The sequence below is a fragment of the Mycobacteriales bacterium genome (assembly GCA_036497565.1).
Taxonomy (GTDB): Bacteria; Actinomycetota; Actinomycetes; order Mycobacteriales; family QHCD01; genus DASXJE01.
This window is the reverse complement of sequence record DASXJE010000068.1, coordinates 12,755-32,381: the sequence shown is the minus strand read 5'-3', so window position 1 is coordinate 32,381 and position 19,627 is coordinate 12,755. Positions and strand designations below refer to the sequence as shown.

Below are 19,627 nucleotides of genomic sequence, written 5' to 3'. Positions count from 1 at the left end.
GTTTCCTTGCCGTGGGCTCGCCCGACAGCAAGGATCGGTTGATGGTGGGTCGGGGGGCAGGCGACGGCGCGCGTACGACGGCCGGCTGGTCGTTGCGGCGCCGGGTGCAGGTGCTGCTTTCCATCGTGGTCGTGGTGGTCATCGCCGCCGCAGCGGCGCTGTCCGTGACCGTCGTCTCACTGCGCCATGCCGAGGACCGCCAGCAGCACCAGTTGAGCCCGGCGACCGTCGAGCTCGGTCGGGCCCTTGCCCTCTTCGTCGACCAGGAGTCCGGGGGGCGCGGCTATATCATCACTGGCGACCCGGCCTTCCTTCAGCCGTATCAGCAGGCGTCCAAGCAGCTACCCGCGGTGTTGAGCGATCTGCAACGGCAGGTGGCTTCGTTGCCGTCGGCCTCCACCCAGATCGACCGGGTGCGGACGGCGCACGACACCTGGCTGCGGTCGGGCATCGGACCGGAGCTTGCGGCCGCCATGGCCGGCCATTTCAAGCAGGCCCAGACGCTGGTCCGTACTGCTCGCGCGAAGGTGCTCTTCGACGCTCTCCGCCACCGCGTGGCGGCCGCGCAGGCCACCCTCGCGCAGCTGGACAGGTCGGCGACGAGTGAAGTGCGGACGCTGACCAACCGGCTCACGATCCTCGTCATCGTCTCGCTGGTGCTGCTGGCGTTGTTGGTCGGGGTGCTGTGGTGGACACTGCACCGCGACGTCCTCGAGCCGTTGCGTGCGGTGCAGCGATACGCCCGAGCCGTCGCCGACGGCGAATTGAATCGGCCGGTGGCCGCCAGCGGGCCGCCGGAGTTCCGCGCACTCGGGCACGACGTCGAGGGGATGCGCCGTCAGTTGGTCGCCGAGATCGACAGCGCCCAAGCCGCGCTGGAGGCGTTGGAGCAGCGCGGTCCGGCGGTGGCGGCGCTGCGTCACGCCCTCACCCCGACCCTCATCAGTGTCCCCGGGGCGGAGGTGGCGGGCCGGCTGGACCCTGCAGAAGGCGTGCTGGCGGGCGACTTCTACGACACCGTCGAGCTCGACGGCGGCCGGCTCGGCCTGCTGCTCGGCGATGTGTCCGGCCACGGCCCCGTCCCCGCCGTGTTCGCTCTTCAACTGAAGGAGCTGCTGGTCGCCGGCCTGGAGGCGGGCCGAAGCCCCGGAGAGGCCCTGTCGTGGGCCGCCCACCAACACCTCGTCGACGTACCGGATGACCAGTTCGCCACCATCTTCATCGCGATCATCGACGTCCGCGCCCAGGCGGTGAGTTACGCCAACGCCGGTCACCCGGCCTCACTGATCATCGCCCGGTCGATGGGCGCCGGCACGCCGCCACGGAACGGCGAACGACCCATTCGGACGACGCCGTCCGGCCTTCAGGTCATCGAGCTCCCGGCGACCGGTCCGCTGCTGTCACCGGTGGTCAGCACCTGGAGCTGGAGCACTATGGAACACCCGTTCCTGGCCGGCGACATGCTGGTCGCCTACACCGACGGGCTGGTCGAGTCCCGCGATGACACCGGCGAACAGTTCGGCCTCGACCGGCTGCTCAACTCCCTACTCGCGGTCGACGCGGACGAACTCCTCGACGAGGTGCTGAGCCAGGTGTTCGCCCGGGTGCGGGAATTCTCCGGCGGCCGCGCGGGCGACGACACGGCACTGCTCGCCTGCCGTCGTGCCGTCGCCGATGCGGACGTGGACCGGCCGCTGCCGTCACGCTGATCGCGGCGGGTCGGCGGCCCGATAACCTGAGCCGATGGGAAAGATCTACGACGGGATCGACGACGCGTTGACGAAGTGGGTCGGCGAACAGCCGATGTTCTTCGTTGCCACCGCGCCGCTCGCGGGCGACGGTCTGGTCAACGTGAGCCCGCGCGGCCACGACACCTTCTCCGTCCTCGGCCCGCGCCGGGTCGGCTGGGTCGACTACACCGGAAGCGGCATCGAGACGATCTCGCACCTGCGCGAGAACGGCCGGATCTGCCTGATGTTCTGCTCCTTCGGGCCGCGGCCCCGGATCGTGCGCTTCCACGGCAGCGGCCGGGTCGCCCTCCCCGGTGACGCCGACTACGAAGACCTCGTGGCCCGCCACCCGCAGCATCCCGGGACCCGTGCGGCGGTGATCGTCGACGTCCTGCGCGTCAGCGACTCGTGCGGCTTCGGCGTACCCGTGATGGAGATGGTGGGCGAGCGCGACCTGCTCGCGCAGCAGGCGGAACGGCGCGGACCGGAGTGGATGGCGGGCTACCGTGCGGACAAGAACGCCGTCAGCATCGACGGACTACCGGGGATGCCCGGCTAAGGAGCAAGCCATGAGGATCGCGGTATTCGGCACCGGCATGGTCGGCTGCGTCCTCGCTGCCAAGCTCACCGGCCTCGGGCACGACGTCACAGTCGGCACCCGCGATCCGCAGGCCACACTCGACCGCACCGAACCCGATCAGATGGGCAACCCGCCCTTCGCCCAGTGGCGGTCCGAGCACGAGTCGGTGGCCCTCGACACCTATGCCGGCGCTGCGGCGGCCGCCGAACTGGTCATCAACGCCACGGCCGGTGCGGCGACGCTCGCCGCCCTCGACGCGGCCGGAGCCGACAACCTCGAGGGCAAGTCGTCAAGAGCCTCAACACGGTCAACTGCCTGGTCATGGTCGAGCCGTCCCGGGTGCCCGGCGATCACCAGGTCTTCGTCGCCGGCGAGGACGAGTCGGCGAAGCGGACGGTCACCGATCTGGTGCAGACCTTCGGCTGGCCCGCGGACAGCATCGTCGACCTCGGCGGGATCCGGGCCGCTCGCGCAACCGAGATGTACATGCCGCTGTGGCTCTCGCTGATGCAGACGCTCGGCCACCCGGACTTCAACATCAACGTCGTACGCCGGCCGGCTGACGACTAGCGGTAGCGGAAGCCGTCGAGGAACCGGCGGAAGACCCCGCCCTTGCGGGGCAGCGCCGGTGCCGGAGCGGGCGCGGTGCTCCGCCGCCGGGCGACCGGCTGGTCGTAGTCGGTGCGGACGATCGCGTCGATCACCTGCGGCTCGTTGAAGTCCTCGGACCCGTCGATGACCGGCACGTAGCCGACCAGCATCCCGTCCCGCATGACTTGCGCCTCGAGCCCGGCGGTGTCGTCGGAGTCCCAGATCGCCTCACGGCCGCCGGACAGCCGGATGCTGATGCCGAACTGGTAGACGCCCTGCTTGGACATGTCCGCGTCGACGCCGCGCTCACGCAGTGCGTCGACGACGTGCCGGGCCCGGTTCTCTTCCACCCGTCCCAAGCTACCCAACGCCACCGCGTGCCGCCGCCACCTGCCGCCCGCCCCCGTCCGCCCCGTCCGCCGTCCCCGTCCGCCCGCGTGGACAAAACCCACTACTAGTGGGTTTTGTCCAGCAGGGCCGCGGGCGTGGTGGGCACCTCCCGCCGGGCGCGCCCAAAACGCACTCGGAGTGCGTTTTGGTCCGCGACACGCCGGTGCCGGCCCCCACAACGCACTCCTAGTGCGTTTTGGTCAGGGGACCGGGGGTGGCCGGCGGTCGTCTCGCCGCTCCTCGTCGCGCGTTACTTCGCGGGCCTCTTCCCGCGCCTCCTGTCGGGCCTCCTGCCGGGCGGCGCGGGCGTCGAACATCCGGCGGACCGCCTGACGCTGCCGGTCGGTGACCGGCGTCGGCCGCCAGGACCGGTTCGGCGGCCGGACCGCCGCCTCGATGTCGATCCGCAGCCGGTCGACGGCGGCGAGCAGGGCGCCGTGCTGCTGCCAGGCACCCTGGTCTGCATACGGGTCGACGAGCAGCAGTTCGGCGAGCCGGTTCCGGCGCCGATGAAATTCGGTCAGCGCGGCGTCGACCTCCCGGCGGGCGTCGTCCGGCGATCCGGTCGGTGAGGTGACCCCGGTGACGTGCTGCAGTGCGCTGGCGGCGGCGTCCAGGACGTCGGCGAGGGCCATCCGCACCTCTTCGCCGTACGCCGTCCCCTCCTCGTCGCCGGGCACGAAATAGGTGCGGTCGAGCAGCGCCCGGGCGAGGCTGCGCAGCCCCGCCTGACTGAGCTCGAGGCCGGTGAGCGCGGTGCGCAGCGGCGGTTGCGCCTCGCGGGCCTTGGCGCCGCGGGGATTGAGCCGGGCGCTCTCCTCGGCCCGGCCCAGCGTCCGGTCCGCGCGGGCCACCTCCTGGTCGAGAGCCCGGGCGGCGTTGAGCCAGCGATCCGCAGCATCCCGCGACCAGCCGGACCGGAGCTCTCCGGCGAGGCCGCGGACGAACTCCGCCATCCGGTCGGCCAGCTCGCTCACGGCGTCGCCGGCAGGTTGCACGTAGAGCGGCGGGGCGATCACGACGTTGACGGCGACGCCGACGGCCGCACCGATCACCGTCTCGTAGACCCGCCCGGCCGCCACCGTCTCCGCCCCGCCCACCGCGAGCACCAGCATCGCCGAGATGGGCACCTCGAGCAGGTTCGGTCCCAGCCGCAACAGCCGTCCGACGACGAGGGACACCGCGACGACGATGCCGAGGCTCCACCAGGTCAGGCCGACGAACGACGCGACACCGACGGCGACGAGCACCCCGGCGAGGACGCTGGCGACCCGGCCCAGGCCGTGGGTGACCGTCTCGTACATGGTCAGCTGGACCACCAGGATCGCGGTCAGCGGCGCGAGCACCGGCTGCGCACTGGTCCCCAGCTGCTTGGCGATGACGTAGGACAGGACAGCGGCGAGAGTGGTCTTCGCCGTACGCAGCCCCGGGGTGCGGCCACGCCGGACGAGTCGCAGCGCCCGTGCGCGGGTGGCCGACTCGACCGCAGTCAGCGTCGTCCGCCAGTCACCGCCCCACATGCCGGCTCCCGTGACTCGGAGATGCCGTCCACCGTAGCCCGGGTCGATGTCCCGGCTCGTGCGGTCGGCGGCTCGCGCTGGCTAGTGTCGGCAGCTGACGATCCCACCCGCCATGGAGGTCCGCATGCGTCTGTCGACCCGCAACCAGCTGCCCGGAACCGTGGAGTCGGTCACCTACGGCGAGGCCATGGCCGTGGTGAAGGTCATCCTCGACGGCGGCCAGACCGTCACCGCGGCGATCACCCGGGACGCCGCCGACGACCTCGATCTGGGTCCCGGCAAGCCCGTCACGACGCTGGTGAAGGCCACCGAGGTGATGCTCGCCGTCGACTGACTACGGCATCGCTTCGTCGCGCTGGCGCTCACGGGTCGCTCCGGCGAAGGCGACCATGATGGCGGCGAGCCCGCCGACCACCCACAGCGCATGCCCGATCCCGATCGACCGGGCGAGCAGTCCGATCAGCGGCGGCCCCAGCAGGAATCCGCTGTAGCCGATCGGCGCGACCATCGAAATCGCCTCGGCCGAGCGGCCGGGGGTGTCGCCGGCCGCACTGATCACGGCCGGGAAGACGATCGCCGTACCCAGGCCCCACAGCGCCGCTCCGACGTAAGCGAGGGCGACGACGGGGGAGAGCAGCAGCATGCCGACGCCGACCAGCGCCACCGCCGAACTCGCGCGTACGGCGCCCGCCCGCCCGAGCCAGTTGATGGTCCAGGTGCCGGCACCGCGGCTCGCGGCCATCGCTACCGCGAAGGTCGTGAACGCCGCCGCCCCGGCCGCGGGCGTCACGTGCCGGACATCGTCGAAATAGATCGCCAGCCAGTCCGACGCGGCGCCTTCGATGAGCGTCGAGCAGCCGAGTACGACGCCGAGCAGGAGCAGGGAGAGGCTGAAGAGCCGACCCGCGCGTTGCTCCTGCCGGGCCGCGGTGGCCGCGTCGTCGAGTTCGGAGCCACTCGTCGCGTCGTCGTCGGCGAGGAAGAGCATCAGCAGACCGAGTACCGCCGCGAACACGCCGGCCGAGGCGACCGAGAAGTGCGCCGCGACCGGGACACCGATCGCGACCGCGAGCGCGCCGAGACCGGCGCCGAGGAAGCTGCCGACGCTCCAGGCGGCGTGATAGCGGGGCATCCACGCCTTACCCGCCGACGCCTCCACGCCGTGTCCGTGGATGTTCATCGCGACGTCCCACGACCCGTAGCCGACGCCGAACACGAACAGCACGAGTCCGAGCTCGACCACCGACTGGACCAGGGAGGCGCCGACCAGAGCGAGTGTGGACAGCCCGCAGCTCGCGGCGACCACCGTCCGGCTCCCGAAACGCCGGACCAGTCTGCCGGTCATCGGCGTCGCGAGGATCGACCCGACGGCGATCCCCAACAGGGCCAGACCGAGCGATCCCGGGTCGGCGTGCAACCGGGTGCGAACCTCCGGCAGCCGCGACACCCAGCTGGCCTGGACCAGCCCGGACAGCGCGAAGACGAGCCCGGTCGCCATGGCCGACCGGCGCAGGACCGGGTACGGCGCGGCGGCGAGGGTCATCATCGGCACGCGGACAGCATGCCAAACGCCTCGCCGCCGAGCCGCCTCAGCGTCGTGTGACGGTCAGCGCCGCCGCAGGCCCGACTCCGTCAGCGCCGGCGGCTTCCAGCCGGCGTCACCGGGGTTGACGTTGGTGCCGGGCGGCACGATCTCATCGATCGCGTCGAGCAGCTCGTCGCTCAACGTGACGTCGGCCGCACCGAGCTGCGTCTCCAACTGCTCCATCGTCCGCGGCCCGATGATCGCGGAGGTGACCGCCGGGTGCCGGATCACGAACGCGACCGCGAGCTCGACCAGGCTGATGCCGGCCTTCTCCGCGAGCTGCGCGAGGTCCTCGACGGCGTCCAGCTTGCGCTGGTTGACCGGCACGGAGAGGTCGAAGCGCTCGGGGAGCCGCTGCGCGCGGTGGGTGTTCGGAGCGTCCTGACCCTTGCGATAGCGGCCGCTGAGCCAACCACCGGCCAGCGGGCTCCACGGGATGACGCCCATGCCGTAGTTCTCACAGACCGGCAGCACGTCGGCTTCGATCCCTCGGACAAGGATCGAATACGGCGGCTGCTCACACATGAACCGCTCACGCCCGCGGCGCTCGGCCGTCCACTGTGCCTCGACGATCTGGTACGCCGGGAAGGTGGACGAGCCGAAGTAGCGGATCTTCCCGTCCCGGACCAGGTCGGTCAGCGCGCCGAGCGTCTCGTCGATGTCCGTCGTCGCGTCCGGCCGGTGGATCTGGTAGAGGTCGATCCAGTCCGTCCCGAGGCGCCGCAGGCTGTTCTCGACCTCCTGCACGATCCAGCGCCGCGAGTTGCCCTGCGCGTTGGGGTCGTCCCCCATGCTGCCGTGCGCCTTCGTCGCCAGCACGACATTGTCGCGGCGGCCGCCGGAGAGCGCCTTCCCGACAATCTCCTCGGATTCCCCGTGCGAATAGACATCCGCGGTGTCGACAAAGTTGATGCCGGCGTCGAGGGCGCGCCGGATGATCCGCACCGAGTCGTCGTGGTCGCGATTGCCTGTGGCGCCGAACATCATCGCGCCCAGACACAACGGGCTGACCTTTACACCTGTCTTTCCAAGCACTCTGTAATCCATGTTGCAAACCCTAGTCCCGTCCCAGAATCGGCACACATCCGCGTCGCCGTCGAGCCGGGGGTGAGAGCGCTCTCAGGAATGTGTGGAACGCATCATCGCGTCGAACGTCGACACCACTCGCGCGACGGTGTCCCGTCCCGGCGCGTCCCAGACGTCCTGCCGGAAGATCTCGACCTCGATCCACCCGGTGTAGCCGGCGGCAGTGACCAGGTCGGTGATGGAAGCGGTGTCGATAGAACCGTCGCCGAGGTGCCCGCGGGAGAGCAGCGCATCGGCCGCGAGCGGCAGCACCCAGTCCGACACCTGGTAGAGGGCGATCCGCTCACCGCCCCGGGCCAGCTGTGCGGCCAACGTCGGATCCCACCAGACGTGATAGGTGTCGACGCACACCGCGACCTCGCGCGGCTCGAACGCATCGGCCATGTCGAGCGCCTGACCCAGCGTCGAGACGACCGCGCGATCGGCACAGAACATCGGGTGCAGCGGCTCCAGCACCAGCCGGACCCCGGCTGCGCGCGCATGCGGCGCCAGCTCGGTCAGGGCATCGGCCACCGCCGCCCGCGCGCCGGCCAGGTCGCGGCTGCCCGCGGGCAGTCCGCCGACCACGAGCAGTAGTTCCGGCGCGCCGACCAGGGCCGCCTCGTCGATCGCGCGCCGGTTGTCGTCGTACGCCGCCTTGCGCGCCGCCGGCTCACCGTCGCTGAGGAAGCCGCCCCGGCACAGGCTGGTCACCGTGAGCCCAGCATCGGCGACGATCCGGGCCGCGCGTCCGGCGCCGACCTCGGCCACCCGGTCACGCCACAGCCCGATCCCGCCGATCCCCGCCTCGACGCAGCCGGCCACCGTCTCGGGCAACGTCCAGCGCTTGGTCGTCGCCTGGTTCAACGACAGGCGGGGGTGGGCGGTCACGGCCCGAACCCGGCGATCGCCAGGAAGCGACGCATCCGGTCCGCGGCGAGCTCGGGGTCCGGCAGGATGTGCGCCGCGGCAGCTAGGGCGACGAGTTCGACGAGGTGCGGAACGGACCGCCCGGCCTGGGCACCGCCGACCATCAGCGGATGATCCTGGTGTCCGGCCAGCCACGCCAGGAAGACCACGCCGGTCTTGTAGTGGTAGGTCGGCGGGCCGAACAGGTGCCGCGCCAACGGCACCGTCGGGTCGAGGATCTTGCGGAACCGGGCCGGATCACCGTCGTCCAACGCCCGCACCGCGGCCGAAGCGGCCGGTGCGATCGGGTCGAAGATGCCGAGCAGGGCGTCGCTGTGGCCGTGCTGGTCGCCGGCCATCAGCTGCGGGTAGTGGTAGTCGTCGCCGGTGTAGAGCCGTACGCCGTCCGGAAGCGCACGGCGCAGCGCGATCTCCCGGTCGGAGTCGAGCAGCGAGAGCTTGATCCCGTCGATCTTGTCGCGATGGTCCGCGATCAGCGTCAGCAGCGATGCGATCGCGACGTCGAGGTCGGTCGATCCCCAGTAGCCGGTCAGGGCCGGGTCGAACATCGGCCCGAGCCAGTGCAGGATCACCGGGTCCCGCGATTGCCGGAGCAGCGGCGCGTAGACCGCGTGGTAGTCCTCGGCCGACCGGGCGAGCGCGGCGAGCTCGCGCGAGCACATCAGCACGACGCGGGATCCGACGTCTTCGACGAGCGCGAGCTGTTCCTCGTACGCCGCCCGGACCTCGTCCAGGTCGCGCGCCGGCCCGGTCAACTGGTCGGTGCCGGCACCGCACACGAGCCGACCGCCGACCGCCGCCGCCTCCTTGCCGGACCGTCGGATCAGCTCCTGCACCGCCGGCCAGTCCAGCCCGGCGCCGCGTTGCGCGGTGTCCATGGCGTCGGCGACGCCGAGCCCCAGCGACCACAGGTGGCGACGGAAGGCGAGGGTCGCGTCCCAGTCGACGACCGCCGGGGCGCCCGGCGCGTTGTCGGCCAGCGGATCGGCGACCACATGCGCGGCGGCGTAGACGGACCGGGAGCGGAGCGCCCCGCCGGTCGGCCACTTCGGCGGTTCGTCGAGCGTGATGGTGCGGACGACGCCCGCGGGAGCGGGCAGGCGCAGCGAGACGCTCACGGGCGCAGCTCCGGGACCTCCAGTCGACGGCCCTCTGCCGAGGACCGCAGACCGAGCTCGGCGAGCTGCACGCCCTTCGCGCCCTCGAGCAGGTTCCACGGAAAGGGCGTATCGGCCACGACATGGGAGAGGAAGAGCTCCCACTCCCGCTTGAAGCCGTTGTCCAACGCCGCGTTGTCCGGGACGTCCTGCCATTGCGAGCGGAAGTCGACCGGCACCGGCAGATCCGGGTTCCACTCGGCCATCGGCGTGCCGGCGCGGTGCTGCACGATGCACGACCGCAGCCCGGCTACTGCACTGCCCTCGGTCCCGTCGACGTGGAACTCCACCAGTTCGTCGCGGTGCACCCGGGTCGCCCACGAGGAATTGACCTGCGCGACCACGCCGCCGGCCAACTCGAAGATCGCGTACGCCGCGTCGTCGGCGGTGGCCCGGTAGTGCTCGCCGTGCTCGTCCCAGCGGTCCGGGATGTGGGTCACCGCATGCGCCGTGACGGCCTGGACCGGCGCGATCACCTGGTCGAGCACGTAGCGCCAGTGACAGAACATGTCCGCGACGATGCCGCCGCCGTCCTCGGCGCGGTAGTTCCACGACGGCCGCTGCGCCGGCTGCCAGTCGCCCTCGAACACCCAATAGCCGAACTCACCCCGAACAGAGAGGATCCGGCCGAAGAATCCGCCCTCCACGAGACGCCGGAGCTTGATGAGGCCGGGCAGGAACAGCTTGTCCTGGACGACGCCGTGCCGGACGCCGGCCGCCTCGGCGGCGCGCAGCAGCCGGAGCGCGCCCTCGAGCGCATCGGCGACCGGCTTTTCGGTGTAGATGTGCTTGCCGGCCTCGATGGCCTGCAGCAGGGCCTTCTCGCGCGCCGCGGTCACTTGCGTGTCGAAGTAGATCTCGATGTCCGGATCGCCGAGTGCCTCGTCCAACGACGTTGTCCAGCGGGTCAGGCCGTGACGCTCGGCGATCGGCGCGAGGCGCTCGGCGTTGCGGCCGACCAGCAGCGGCTCCGGCCACACCACGGTGCCGTCGGGCAACGTGAGGCCGCCCTGCTCCCGGATCGCCAGGATCGAGCGGAGCAGATGCTGTCGGTAGCCCATCCGGCCGGTGACACCGTTCATCGCGATACCGATGGTCCTGCGGCTCATCTATGGCCCTCCGAGCGTGGTCCGTCATGCTGCGCAGATCCGGCCGGGAGCGTGTGGGAAAACGCTTGCCCGCCTCTGACACCATATAGTCGCTGCGTGCGCGCCTCCTCGTCAACACGGACCTCGGCACCGGTTCGCTCGGCGTCGGCCACGCTCAAGGACGTCGCCGACCTCGCCGGTGTGTCGCTGGCGACCGCGTCCCGGGTGCTCAATGGCAGCGAGCGGGTGGTCGGCGAGGCCCTGCGGGAGAAGGTCCTCGCCGTGGCCGACCAGGTCGGTTACGTGTCCAATGGCCCGGCTCAGGCGCTGGCGCGGGCGGCGACCGACATCGTCGGGCTGGTCATCCACGACGTCGACGACCCGTACTTCTCCGCGATCGCCTCGGGTGCGATGGCGGTCGCCCGGGCCAACGGCCTGCTCCTGCTCGTCACCAGCACCTCCCGCGATCCGGAGCTGGAGGTCGAATACATCAACCGGCTCCGCGCCCAGCGGGCCCGCGCGATCGTCCTCGCCGGGAGCGGCTTCGCCGATCGTGACCAGTCCGGGCGGGTCGCCCGGGCCGTCGACTCCTACCTCGGCACCGGCGGTCGGGTCGTGGGCATCGGCCGGCACGGGATGTCCGGCGACACCGTCGCCCCGGCGCACCGGGCCGGCGCGAAGGAGGCTGCCCGGCACCTGCGCGCGCTCGGGCACCGCTCGGTCGGCATCGCCTGCGGCCCGCTCGGCCTGACGACGGTGCGGGAGCGGCTGACCGGCTTCAGCAGCGAAATGGGGCGGCTCGGCGCCCCCATCCCCGACGACGCCATCGAGGAGGGCGGCTTCAGCCGCGAGGGCGGCGCGGCCGCCGCGGCGGCGCTGCTCGAGCGTCGCCCCCAGCTCACGGCGATTTTCGCCGCCAACGACCTCATGGCCACCGGCGCGATCTCCTACCTGCGGGAGTCCGGCCGACGCGTCCCGGACGACGTCTCCATCGTCGGGTACGACGACATCGAGCTGGCTCGCGACATCACGCCCGCCCTGACGACGGTCCGGCTGCCGCTGCGCGAGATAGGCGAGCGCGCGATGGACCTGGTCCTCGGCTCGCCCGGGCCGCCGCGCACCGTCCGGGTCGCGGCAGAGCTCATCGAGCGGGACAGCACCGCCCGTCCCCCGTCCGGCCGCAAGTCAGCCGCTCGCGCACCACGGCGGGCGAAGCGCCGGCGCTGACCGGCGCCTCAGTGCTCGGAGTTCTGCTCCTCGGTGAGGCGGGTGGTGTCCTGCGTACCCGAGCCGTTGAGATCCTCGCCGTAGGCCGGCGCGGAACTCTGCGCGGCGCGACGGCGGGCCAGCCCGGCGGTCGTTCCGAGCGCCGCGCCGAGCAGGAAGGCGCCGAGGATGAACGGCCAGCGGCGGGGCTGCTCGCCGCGTGCGGCGGCACCGATCCGACGCGCCCGGCGACGCGCCTCGCGGCGCTGTCCGCGGGTCTGCTTCTCCACCGTCCGGGCGCGCGAACGCACGGTGCCGGCGGCGGCGGCGACCACCGGTGCGTGGTCACGGACCGCGTCCACTGCGGCGCTGGCCGCGGGGCCGGCCCGGTGCCGGACGGTGTCCGCGGCGGCGACGGCCGCCGGCAGGCCCCTCTCGCGGACGACCTCGACCGCGACCACCGCGGCGGGTCCGGCCTTTTCCCGAACCGTCTCGACGGCGGCGACGGCCGCCGGCAGACCCTTCTCCCGCACTGCGTCTACCGCGCTGGAGACGGCGGGGCCGGCCTGCTCGCGCAGCACCTCGACGGCGTGCGCCACCTCACTCGCCGCGGTCCCGGTCGCATCGCCCGCCGTACGCACCGCCGGAGTCATACGTGCACTCACCTTTGAACCTGACATCAGGGTCCCTCCCGGAAGCACTGTCGACGGCGGCCGGATTATCTGCCGTCGCGGTCTAGTAGACGCTCGTACCCTTCACGAGGCACGGTAACCCGCGCGTGAGACCATGAGCGAACTGCCATCCCCGTCGAAGGAGCCGCACCGGTGGCCACGCAGCATTACGCGACCCTGCACACGAGTGCCGGAGATGTCCGGCTCGAGCTCTTCCCCGACCAGGCGCCGAAGACGGTCCGGAACTTCGTCGAGTTGGCCCAGGGTGACCGGGAGTGGACCGACCCGACCACCGGCGCGAAGCGGCAGGACTCGCTCTACGCCGGCACGATCTTCCACCGGGTCATCCCGGGATTCATGGTGCAGGGCGGCGACCCGCTCGGCACCGGGACCGGCGGCCCGGGCTACGAGTTCGGCGACGAGATCCACCCCGAGCTCGCCTTCACCCGGCCCTACCTGCTCGCGATGGCCAACGCCGGCCCGGGCACCAACGGGTCGCAGTTCTTCATCACGGTCGACCCGACCCCGTGGCTGACCGGCAAGCACACCATCTTCGGTCAGGTGACCGACGACGCCGGCCGGGCCGTGGTCGACACGATCGCCGCGGCCCCGACCGGACGCAACGACCGGCCGACCACCGACGTGGTCATCGAATCGGTCACGATCGAACGGCCGGAGGGCTAGCGCCCGGCGCCGCCGGCGAGCACGAGCGGGATGGACGGTACGACAGGTAGTCGGTATTCGGAGCGGGTGCGATGAGTCAGCCGCACCAGCAACCTGCCGATGCCGACTTCGCGCCGCGCTGCTACCGCCACCCCGACCGCCAGACGTTCGTCAGCTGCACCCGCTGCGACCGTCCCATCTGCCCGACCTGCCTGCGGGACGCGCCGGTCGGCTTCCAGTGTCCTGACTGCGTAGGCCGGCGATCGTCGTCTCGGGTCCGTACGCCGACCCTGCCCTACGGCGGCAAGGTCGTCGCGCGGGCCGGGCTGATGACGCTGGTGCTGATCGGGCTCAACGTCGTCGCGTTCATCGCCACCGCGGTCACCTCGCCGGCCGGCTTCAGCCACAACGAGTCGTCCCGGATCTTCGGCAAACTGGTCCTCAACCCCACCGTCATCGCCGAGAACAACGAGTTCTGGCGATTCCTCGGATCGGCGTTCCTGCACTTCGGGGTGCTGCACCTGGCCGTCAACATGTTCTCGCTGTTCGTGCTCGGCCCGGCGTTGGAGCGGGTGTTCGGTGCCTGGCGCTACCTGTCCATCTACCTGCTCGGCGCGCTCGGCGGCGCGCTGTCGGTCTACCTCTTCGACAACAGGTTCAACAACGTCGCCGGAGCGTCCGGGGCGATCTTCGGGCTGTTCGGGGCGCTGATCGTCGTCTACCGCAAGATGGGCCTCAACATCTGGGCGCTCGTCCCGACGATCCTGATCAACGTCTACATCACGCTCAGCGTCCCGGGGATCTCGTGGCTCGGTCACCTCGGCGGCCTGGTGGCCGGCGCGGTCGCCGCCGTGATCTTCGTCTACGCGCCGCGGATGCACCGCGCGCTCTACCAGGTCGGCGGGGTCGCGTTGCTCGTCGCGATCATGGTGGGGCTCACGGTCTGGCGCACCGGGGCGCTCGACCGGATGCTCAGCTAGCCGGATCCTCAGCTCGCGGAGTCGCGGGCACCGGGCATGCCGCGAATGCCCAGCAGGGCGGCGTGTACGTCGCGCGGGTCGGCGCCGAGCGCGTGCCGCCCGAGCAGCAGCAGCGTCTCGCCCGCGTCGATCTCCAAGGTCCGGACCCGTACGCCGAACCGGCTCCGCTCGTCGACCCTCAGCCGGTCGATGTCGGACCAGTCCAGTCGCACCCGGTAGCTGGGCGAGCGCACCGACAGGCCGGCGTCGTCGGCGGCCAACCGCGGGCGAACGATCGCATCGACCGCCGCGAACGCCAGCAGGCCCACCCCGGCGACGACTCCGAGCAGGGCGCCGGCCGCGTCGGTCGTCGCGGCCAGCGCCAGGGCGATCACCCCGAGCACCGACACCGCGACCACCTCTGGGGTCCGTGGTGCCCATCGCATGTCGGCAGCATGACAGAACGGGGTGGAGCGGACGGTCGGATCGGCTATCCGTCGAACCGGGTTATCCACACTGTGGACAACCCCTGGGGACGAATCACACGGGTGTCGTTCAGCGCCAGCGGACGGCCATCACGAGTCCGCCGACCATCAGGCCGAATCCGACCGCGAAGTTCCAGTTGCCCAGTGACGGGAAGAACAGCGCGTCGGGCGCGAGGTAGTTCATCACGATGTAGATCAGGCCGATGACCATCAGCGAGACCATCACGATCGGATACCACGTAGGGCTCGGGCCCTTGCGCTTCTCGCGGGTCGCTGCGGACGGCAGGACGTCCGACGGCGCCGTGTAGACGTTCTTCTTGCGAACTCGAGACTTCGGCACGGCTCTCCTCCTGCGGCTCCTGCCGGTTAGCGTAGACGCGACTGACCGGTCGCGCAGGCCCGCGGTCGGCTGGCTGTACCGGAGTGGGAGCGTTGGAGCGAGTAAGGAACGTCGTACGGCGATGGTTCGCGCCGTCCGGGGGCGGCGGCACGGTGCGGCGTTCGCCGGTCTGGCGGGTCCTGGTGCCGGTGGCGTGCCTGCTCGCGGGGGTCCTCTTCGCCACGAGTGCCGAGACCGCGCGGGGCACCGACCTGCGGGCCGGCCGCCGACTCGATCTCGCCCAGCTCATCCCGGCCGAGGAGCGCACCGTGGCGGGGTTGTCCGCCCAGGTGACCCGGCTGCAGCGCCAGGTGGGCCGGCTCGAGGCCGCGGACGGGCGCGGCGACCGGCGGGCCACGGCCGCGGGGAACGCGGCCGACTCACTCGAGCTGCCGGTGGGTCTGCGCGCGGTCCACGGCCCCGCGCTCACCGTGACCCTCGACGACGCGCCGCGGCAGGCCGGCGGCGGACTGCCGCCCGGCGCCCGCAGTGCCGACGACGTCGTCGTGCACCAGCAGGACGTGCAGTCCGTCGTCAACGCCATGTGGGCCGGCGGCGCCGAGGCGATGACGATCATGGGGCAGCGGTTGATCACGACCGGGGCGATCCGCTGCGTCGGCAACGTCCTGCTGCTCTACGGACGCACCTACTCCCCGCCCTACCGGATCACCGCGATCGGCGACGTCGCCGGCATGAGCCGGGCGCTCGGCCGGGAACGCGGCGTCGTGGTCTACCGCGAGGCGGCCGCCGCCTTCGGGCTCGGCTACCAGGTCAGCCGCAGCCGCCGGGTGCAGATGCCGGCGTACGACGGATCGGTGCAGCTCGGCTATGCCCGGGTCGCCCGCTAGCCGGAATGACCCGGCCGCCCGGTGTGGTTGCGGCGGCATGAGAGCAATCGGAGTACGCGAATTCGGTGGTCCCGATGCGTTGCAGACCGTGGAGCTGCCCGAGCCGCAGCCGGGACCGGGCGAGGTCCGGATCAGGGTCCACGCAGCGGCGGTGAATCCGACCGACACCCTGTTCCGCGCCGGAGCGCAGGCGTCCCGGCTCGCCGGGAGGCGCCCGCCGTTCGTCCCCGGCATGGACGCCGCGGGCATCGTCGATCGGATCGGCCCGGACGGGGACGGTCGGTTGGCGGTCGGAGACCGCGTGATCGTGGTGATGGTGCCGAGGGGCCCGCACGGCGGCGCATATGCCGAGCAGATCGTCGCGCCCGCCGCGTCGGTCGTCCCCGCGCCGGCCGGGTTCGATCTCCCGGCCGCGTCCACCCTCCTCATGAACGCCCTCACCGCGCGACTGACGCTCGACGCCCTGGCACTTCGGCCTGGACAGGCGGTGGGAGTCACCGGATCCGCCGGCGCTTACGGCGGATACGTCATCCAACTCGCGAAAGCCGACGGCCTGCGGGTGATCGCCGATGGCTCGGACGCCGACCGGGATCTGGTGCGGACGCTCGGCGCCGACGAGATCGTGCCCCGCGGCGACGGGATCTCCGCTGCCATCCGCGCCGTGGCACCGGCGGGCGTCGCCGGAGTGGCCGACGGGGCGGTGCAGCTCGCGCGCACACTTCCGGCGATCGCGGACGGTGGCGGTCTCGCCGTCGTCCGTGGCTGGAAGAGCGCCGGTGAGCGAGCGATCCGCGTCCACGAGATCCAGGTCGCCGCCTCCGCGGAGGACACCGTGCGGTTGGACCAGCTCCGCCGACAGGCCGAGGAGGGGGTCCTCACCCTTCGGGTGGCGCAGGTGCTCCCCGCCGCAGAAGCCGCCGAGGCACACAAGCTGCTCGAGGCCGGTGGGATACGCGGGCGGCTCGTGCTCGACTTCACCGTCTGAGGGCTCCCATCTCCGTGAGCAGTTCGGCGCGGGCGGTCGCCATCTCCTGGACCGCCTCGGGAGAGGGCTTCGGGTACCGCGGGTCGATGTCGGCGAGCTCGCGGAGGAGGACCGCCGCGGTCGCCAGCCGGGCGAACCACTTGTGGTCGGCGGGGACGACGTACCACGGCGCCCACGGTGTGCTGGTGTGGCTGAGCATGTGGTCGTAGGCGACCTGGTAGTCGTCCCAGAACCGGCGCTCCCGCACGTCGCTCGGGGAGAACTTCCAGTTCTTCTCCGGGCGGTCGATCCGCTTGAGGAAGCGTCTGGCCTGCTCCTCGCGGGAGAGGTTGAGGAACACCTTGACGACGCGGATGCCGTTGTCGACGAGATGGTGCTCCCAGTCGTTGATGTCCCGGTAGCGCCGCTTCCATACGCCGCTCGCCCTGGCCTCGGCAGGGATCCGCTCGGCCGCGAGCAGCTCAGGGTGCACGCGGACCACGAGCACCTCTTCATAGTGGGACCGGTTGAAGATCCCGATCCGGCCGCGTTCCGGGATCGACCGCTGGTAGCGCCAGAGGAAGTCGTGCTGGAGTTCTTCCACTGACGGCTCTTTGAAGCTCGTGACCTCGACGCCCTGCGGGTTGATCCCGTGCATCGTGTGCTTGATGGTGCTGTCCTTGCCCGCCGCGTCGAGGCCCTGCAGCACCAGGAGTACGCCGACGGTGTCCTGGGCCGCCAGCCTGTCCTGGTGGTGGGCGATGAGCTTGACACCCTCGGCCAGGCGGGCCTTGGCCTCTGTCTTGCTGCGCATCCCGCCCGTGTAGCCCGCGTCGTGATCGCGCCGGAGGGTGACCCGCGATCCCGCCGGCACCCGAAGTGGCTCGACCAGGTCGCGGACGAACCGCACTCGCTTGTCCATGTCGATCACTGTGGCCCATGCCGGGTGGTGCCGGGCGCTGGGTAGGGTCGTAATGCCGATACCGGCTCCCCGACGGAAGGCTCCCGCATGTTGCGCGTCGCGATGCTCAGCTTCTGGCACGTCCACGCCGGCGACTACGCCCGCCAGGCCACCGAGCACCCCGACGTCGAGATCGTCGGGGCCTGGGACGACGACGCGGAGCGCGGCCGGGCCGGGGCGGAGAAGCTCGGCGTGAAGTACTACGACGACCTCGCCGAGCTTCTCGCGACCCCCGACCTGGACGGCGTGATCGTCGATACCCCTACCAACCTCCATCCCGAGGTGATCGGGGCCGCCATCCGGGCCGGCAAGCACGTCTTCACCGAGAAGGTCCTGGCCCTCTCGACCGCCGACGCCGACGCGCTCATCGCCGCCGCCCGCGACGCCGGGGTCGCCCTGGTGCTGTCGTTGCCGCGGCTCTACCACGGCTACACCCAGGCCATCGCCGACGTGGTGGCGAGCGGTCGGCTGGGGGAGATCACCCTGGTCCGCACCCGCCTCGCCCACAACGGAGCGGTCGGGAAGGCCTGGCTGCCGGACCGCTTCTTCGACCCCAAGGCCTGCGGCGGGGGCGCGATGGTCGACCTGGGCTGTCACCCGATGTACCTCGCCCGGCTGTTCGCCGGTGGGATGCCGGAGAGCCTCACCGCCAGCTACGGCAGCGTGACCGGCCACGCGGTCGAGGACAACGCCGTGGCGGTGCTCAGCTACCCGAACGGCAAGCTCGCGGTGGTGGAGGCCGGATTCGCCGCCGCGCAGTCGCCGTTCACGATCGAGATCTACGGCACCGCAGGCAGCCTGCTCTTCGACACGTCCGCGTCGACGCTCAAGGTCCGCGCCGGTGACGACTCCGGGTGGTCGGAGCTGCCGATCCCCGACGACCAGCCGACGGCGTTCGTCCAGTGGGTGCGGCATTCCGCCGACGGGAGCTGGGCTGGTCACAACGTCGACATCGGTGCCGATCTGACCCGGTTGATGGAGGCCGCCAACGCCTCCGCCGCCTCCGGAACGTCGGTGCGCCTCGACGGCTCGTGACGTGACCCCATGACCCGCGTCCTCGTCGTCGACAACTACGACAGCTTCGTCTACAACCTCGTCCACTACCTGGCGCAGCTGGGGGCCGAGTGCGTCGTACGGCGAAACGACGAGGTCGGTCCGGACGAGCTCGACGCCCTCGGTGTCGACGCGGTGCTGCTCAGCCCCGGACCCGGCGTGCCGGAGCGGGCCGGGGTGAGCGTGCCGATGGTGCACGCCTGCGCGGAGCGCGGTACGCCGCTGCTCGGTGTCTGCCTGGGGCACCAGGCGATCGCGGTCGCCTACGGCGGGCGGGTGATCCAGGCGCCCGAGCTGCTGCACGGCAAGACGAGCGAGGTGCGGCACGCCGGTGCGGGGGTCCTCGCCGATCTCCCGGACCCGTTCACCGCGACGCGCTACCACTCGCTCGCCGCGGTCGAGTCGACCCTGCCCGCTGAGTTGGTGGTCACCGCCCGGACCGAATCCGGTGTCGTCATGGCGTTGCGACACCGCGACCTGCCGATCGAGGGCGTGCAGTTCCATCCCGAGTCGGTCCTGACCCAGGGCGGGCATCTCCTGCTCGGGACCTGGCTGGCCTCCTGCGGCCTTCCCACGGCGCGCAACCGCGCTCCGGACCTCGCCGCGAAGGTCGAGCGGCTGCGGCTGGCCTCGCTCCGGCCCGCCTGAGCGCCACTTCTTCCCCTCGCGCCCCACTCTGCACAAAGCGATCGGCGGCGGCGTAATCGGCGCAAACCATTGACACCGGGACTCCGTACCCCCAATTCTTCACCAAGCGGCCCTCCATTGCGGATGGGCCGCGCAGGTGCTGCGGGTCGATGTC

Annotated in this window: 22 protein-coding genes; 11 read left to right on the top strand and 11 right to left on the bottom strand. The window is 71.5% G+C overall.

The genetic code is table 11. The features are described from left to right. The first annotated feature begins 41 nt into the window (after nucleotides 1–41). The 3 genes from VGH85_05920 (at nucleotide 42) to VGH85_05910 (ending at nucleotide 2,880) form a co-directional block, all read left to right on the top strand. The gene (locus VGH85_05920; GenBank protein HEY2173334.1) at nucleotides 42–1,709 is read left to right on the top strand and encodes a SpoIIE family protein phosphatase; all 1,668 of its coding nucleotides are present in this window, start codon (nucleotides 42–44) and stop codon (nucleotides 1,707–1,709) included. Between the two features lie 34 nt (nucleotides 1,710–1,743). Then, on the top strand, nucleotides 1,744–2,289 hold the full coding sequence (locus VGH85_05915; GenBank protein HEY2173333.1) for a pyridoxamine 5'-phosphate oxidase family protein: 546 nt from the start codon (nucleotides 1,744–1,746) through the stop codon (nucleotides 2,287–2,289). 342 nt (nucleotides 2,290–2,631) lie between these two features. Then, nucleotides 2,632–2,880, top strand: coding sequence for a hypothetical protein (locus VGH85_05910; protein HEY2173332.1), 249 nt, complete (start codon nucleotides 2,632–2,634; stop codon nucleotides 2,878–2,880). On the opposite strand, the gene VGH85_05905 is transcribed toward VGH85_05910, so the two are convergent. Both VGH85_05905 and VGH85_05900 read right to left on the bottom strand, forming a co-directional pair. Continuing rightward, nucleotides 2,877–3,251, bottom strand: a complete 375-nt coding sequence (locus VGH85_05905) for a hypothetical protein (protein ID HEY2173331.1) — start codon at nucleotides 3,249–3,251, stop codon at nucleotides 2,877–2,879. The two genes, VGH85_05910 and VGH85_05905, sit on opposite strands and share 4 nt — an antisense overlap. Nucleotides 3,252–3,491: 240 nt before the next feature. Then, nucleotides 3,492–4,811, bottom strand: a complete 1,320-nt coding sequence (locus tag VGH85_05900) for an aromatic acid exporter family protein (GenBank protein ID HEY2173330.1) — start codon at nucleotides 4,809–4,811, stop codon at nucleotides 3,492–3,494. A 124-nt stretch (nucleotides 4,812–4,935) separates the two neighbouring features. Between VGH85_05900 and VGH85_05895 the strand changes: the two genes are divergently transcribed. Next, the gene (locus tag VGH85_05895) at nucleotides 4,936–5,145 is read left to right on the top strand and encodes a TOBE domain-containing protein (GenBank protein ID HEY2173329.1); all 210 of its coding nucleotides are present in this window, start codon (nucleotides 4,936–4,938) and stop codon (nucleotides 5,143–5,145) included. Here the strand turns inward: VGH85_05895 and VGH85_05890 are convergent, their stop codons facing one another. The 5 genes from VGH85_05890 to VGH85_05870 form a co-directional block, all read right to left on the bottom strand. Further along, complete coding sequence (locus VGH85_05890) at nucleotides 5,146–6,357, bottom strand: MFS transporter (protein HEY2173328.1); 1,212 nt, start codon at nucleotides 6,355–6,357, stop codon at nucleotides 5,146–5,148. Nucleotides 6,358–6,417: 60 nt separating this feature from the next. Beyond that, nucleotides 6,418–7,443 (bottom strand): aldo/keto reductase, encoded by a 1,026-nt coding sequence (locus tag VGH85_05885; GenBank protein ID HEY2173327.1) that lies wholly within the window; start codon nucleotides 7,441–7,443, stop codon nucleotides 6,418–6,420. A gap of 72 nt (nucleotides 7,444–7,515) precedes the next feature. Further along, complete coding sequence (locus tag VGH85_05880; protein HEY2173326.1) at nucleotides 7,516–8,352, bottom strand: sugar phosphate isomerase/epimerase; 837 nt, start codon at nucleotides 8,350–8,352, stop codon at nucleotides 7,516–7,518. Beyond that, complete coding sequence (locus VGH85_05875) at nucleotides 8,349–9,509, bottom strand: dihydrodipicolinate synthase family protein (protein HEY2173325.1); 1,161 nt, start codon at nucleotides 9,507–9,509, stop codon at nucleotides 8,349–8,351. The genes VGH85_05880 and VGH85_05875 overlap by 4 nt, the downstream gene beginning before the upstream one ends. Further along, nucleotides 9,506–10,657, bottom strand: coding sequence for a Gfo/Idh/MocA family oxidoreductase (locus VGH85_05870; protein HEY2173324.1), 1,152 nt, complete (start codon nucleotides 10,655–10,657; stop codon nucleotides 9,506–9,508). Before VGH85_05870 ends, VGH85_05875 begins: the two co-directional genes overlap by 4 nt. 96 nt (nucleotides 10,658–10,753) lie before the next feature. On the opposite strand from VGH85_05870, the gene VGH85_05865 reads away from it, so the two are divergent. Beyond that, nucleotides 10,754–11,863: a LacI family DNA-binding transcriptional regulator gene (locus tag VGH85_05865; protein HEY2173323.1), complete on the top strand. Its 1,110-nt coding sequence runs from the start codon at nucleotides 10,754–10,756 to the stop codon at nucleotides 11,861–11,863. 8 nt (nucleotides 11,864–11,871) lie between these two features. On the opposite strand, the gene VGH85_05860 is transcribed toward VGH85_05865, so the two are convergent. Then, nucleotides 11,872–12,495 carry a hypothetical protein gene (locus tag VGH85_05860; protein ID HEY2173322.1) on the bottom strand — a complete coding sequence of 208 codons (624 nt, stop codon included), beginning with the start codon at nucleotides 12,493–12,495 and terminating at the stop codon, nucleotides 11,872–11,874. A 171-nt stretch (nucleotides 12,496–12,666) separates the two neighbouring features. On the opposite strand from VGH85_05860, the gene VGH85_05855 reads away from it, so the two are divergent. After that, a complete protein-coding gene (locus VGH85_05855; GenBank protein HEY2173321.1) occupies nucleotides 12,667–13,197 on the top strand; it encodes a peptidylprolyl isomerase in 531 nt (176 codons plus the stop codon). A 71-nt stretch (nucleotides 13,198–13,268) separates the two neighbouring features. Then, nucleotides 13,269–14,156, top strand: coding sequence for a rhomboid family intramembrane serine protease (locus VGH85_05850; GenBank protein HEY2173320.1), 888 nt, complete (start codon nucleotides 13,269–13,271; stop codon nucleotides 14,154–14,156). Nucleotides 14,157–14,164: 8 nt separating this feature from the next. On the opposite strand, the gene VGH85_05845 is transcribed toward VGH85_05850, so the two are convergent. Then, a complete protein-coding gene (locus VGH85_05845) occupies nucleotides 14,165–14,581 on the bottom strand; it encodes a PH domain-containing protein (protein ID HEY2173319.1) in 417 nt (138 codons plus the stop codon). Between the two features lie 109 nt (nucleotides 14,582–14,690). Beyond that, nucleotides 14,691–14,960, bottom strand: a complete 270-nt coding sequence (locus tag VGH85_05840) for a cell division protein CrgA (protein HEY2173318.1) — start codon at nucleotides 14,958–14,960, stop codon at nucleotides 14,691–14,693. 92 nt (nucleotides 14,961–15,052) lie between these two features. Between VGH85_05840 and VGH85_05835 the strand changes: the two genes are divergently transcribed. Continuing rightward, on the top strand, nucleotides 15,053–15,847 hold the full coding sequence (locus VGH85_05835; GenBank protein HEY2173317.1) for a DUF881 domain-containing protein: 795 nt from the start codon (nucleotides 15,053–15,055) through the stop codon (nucleotides 15,845–15,847). Nucleotides 15,848–15,884: 37 nt separating this feature from the next. Next, nucleotides 15,885–16,832 carry an NADP-dependent oxidoreductase gene (locus VGH85_05830; GenBank protein ID HEY2173316.1) on the top strand — a complete coding sequence of 316 codons (948 nt, stop codon included), beginning with the start codon at nucleotides 15,885–15,887 and terminating at the stop codon, nucleotides 16,830–16,832. On the opposite strand, the gene VGH85_05825 is transcribed toward VGH85_05830, so the two are convergent. Beyond that, nucleotides 16,822–17,733 (bottom strand): polyphosphate kinase 2 family protein, encoded by a 912-nt coding sequence (locus VGH85_05825; protein HEY2173315.1) that lies wholly within the window; start codon nucleotides 17,731–17,733, stop codon nucleotides 16,822–16,824. The two genes, VGH85_05830 and VGH85_05825, sit on opposite strands and share 11 nt — an antisense overlap. 87 nt (nucleotides 17,734–17,820) lie before the next feature. Between VGH85_05825 and VGH85_05820 the strand changes: the two genes are divergently transcribed. Beyond that, entirely contained in the window at nucleotides 17,821–18,807 is a 987-nt protein-coding gene (locus tag VGH85_05820; protein ID HEY2173314.1) for a Gfo/Idh/MocA family oxidoreductase, read from the top strand. 9 nt (nucleotides 18,808–18,816) lie between these two features. Beyond that, on the top strand, nucleotides 18,817–19,473 hold the full coding sequence (locus tag VGH85_05815; GenBank protein HEY2173313.1) for an aminodeoxychorismate/anthranilate synthase component II: 657 nt from the start codon (nucleotides 18,817–18,819) through the stop codon (nucleotides 19,471–19,473). The last annotated feature ends 154 nt before the right edge of the window (nucleotides 19,474–19,627 follow it).

Bases quoted from the DNA above. Each gene is read 5' to 3' on its own strand.
- VGH85_05870 (HEY2173324.1), bottom strand. From the start codon at position 10,657: ATGAGCCGCAGGACCATCGGTATCGCGATGAACGGTGTCACCGGCCGG.
- VGH85_05890 (HEY2173328.1), bottom strand. From the start codon at position 6,357: ATGATGACCCTCGCCGCCGCGCCGTACCCGGTCCTGCGCCGGTCGGCC.
- VGH85_05830 (HEY2173316.1), top strand. From the start codon at position 15,885: ATGAGAGCAATCGGAGTACGCGAATTCGGTGGTCCCGATGCGTTGCAG.
- VGH85_05920 (HEY2173334.1), top strand. From the start codon at position 42: ATGGTGGGTCGGGGGGCAGGCGACGGCGCGCGTACGACGGCCGGCTGG.
- VGH85_05915 (HEY2173333.1), top strand. From the start codon at position 1,744: ATGGGAAAGATCTACGACGGGATCGACGACGCGTTGACGAAGTGGGTC.
- VGH85_05845 (HEY2173319.1), bottom strand. From the start codon at position 14,581: ATGCGATGGGCACCACGGACCCCAGAGGTGGTCGCGGTGTCGGTGCTC.
- VGH85_05825 (HEY2173315.1), bottom strand. From the start codon at position 17,733: ATGGACAAGCGAGTGCGGTTCGTCCGCGACCTGGTCGAGCCACTTCGG.
- VGH85_05815 (HEY2173313.1), top strand. From the start codon at position 18,817: ATGACCCGCGTCCTCGTCGTCGACAACTACGACAGCTTCGTCTACAAC.
- VGH85_05895 (HEY2173329.1), top strand. From the start codon at position 4,936: ATGCGTCTGTCGACCCGCAACCAGCTGCCCGGAACCGTGGAGTCGGTC.
- VGH85_05910 (HEY2173332.1), top strand. From the start codon at position 2,632: ATGGTCGAGCCGTCCCGGGTGCCCGGCGATCACCAGGTCTTCGTCGCC.
- VGH85_05850 (HEY2173320.1), top strand. From the start codon at position 13,269: ATGAGTCAGCCGCACCAGCAACCTGCCGATGCCGACTTCGCGCCGCGC.
- VGH85_05820 (HEY2173314.1), top strand. From the start codon at position 17,821: ATGTTGCGCGTCGCGATGCTCAGCTTCTGGCACGTCCACGCCGGCGAC.
- VGH85_05885 (HEY2173327.1), bottom strand. From the start codon at position 7,443: ATGGATTACAGAGTGCTTGGAAAGACAGGTGTAAAGGTCAGCCCGTTG.
- VGH85_05860 (HEY2173322.1), bottom strand. From the start codon at position 12,495: ATGACTCCGGCGGTGCGTACGGCGGGCGATGCGACCGGGACCGCGGCG.
- VGH85_05900 (HEY2173330.1), bottom strand. From the start codon at position 4,811: ATGTGGGGCGGTGACTGGCGGACGACGCTGACTGCGGTCGAGTCGGCC.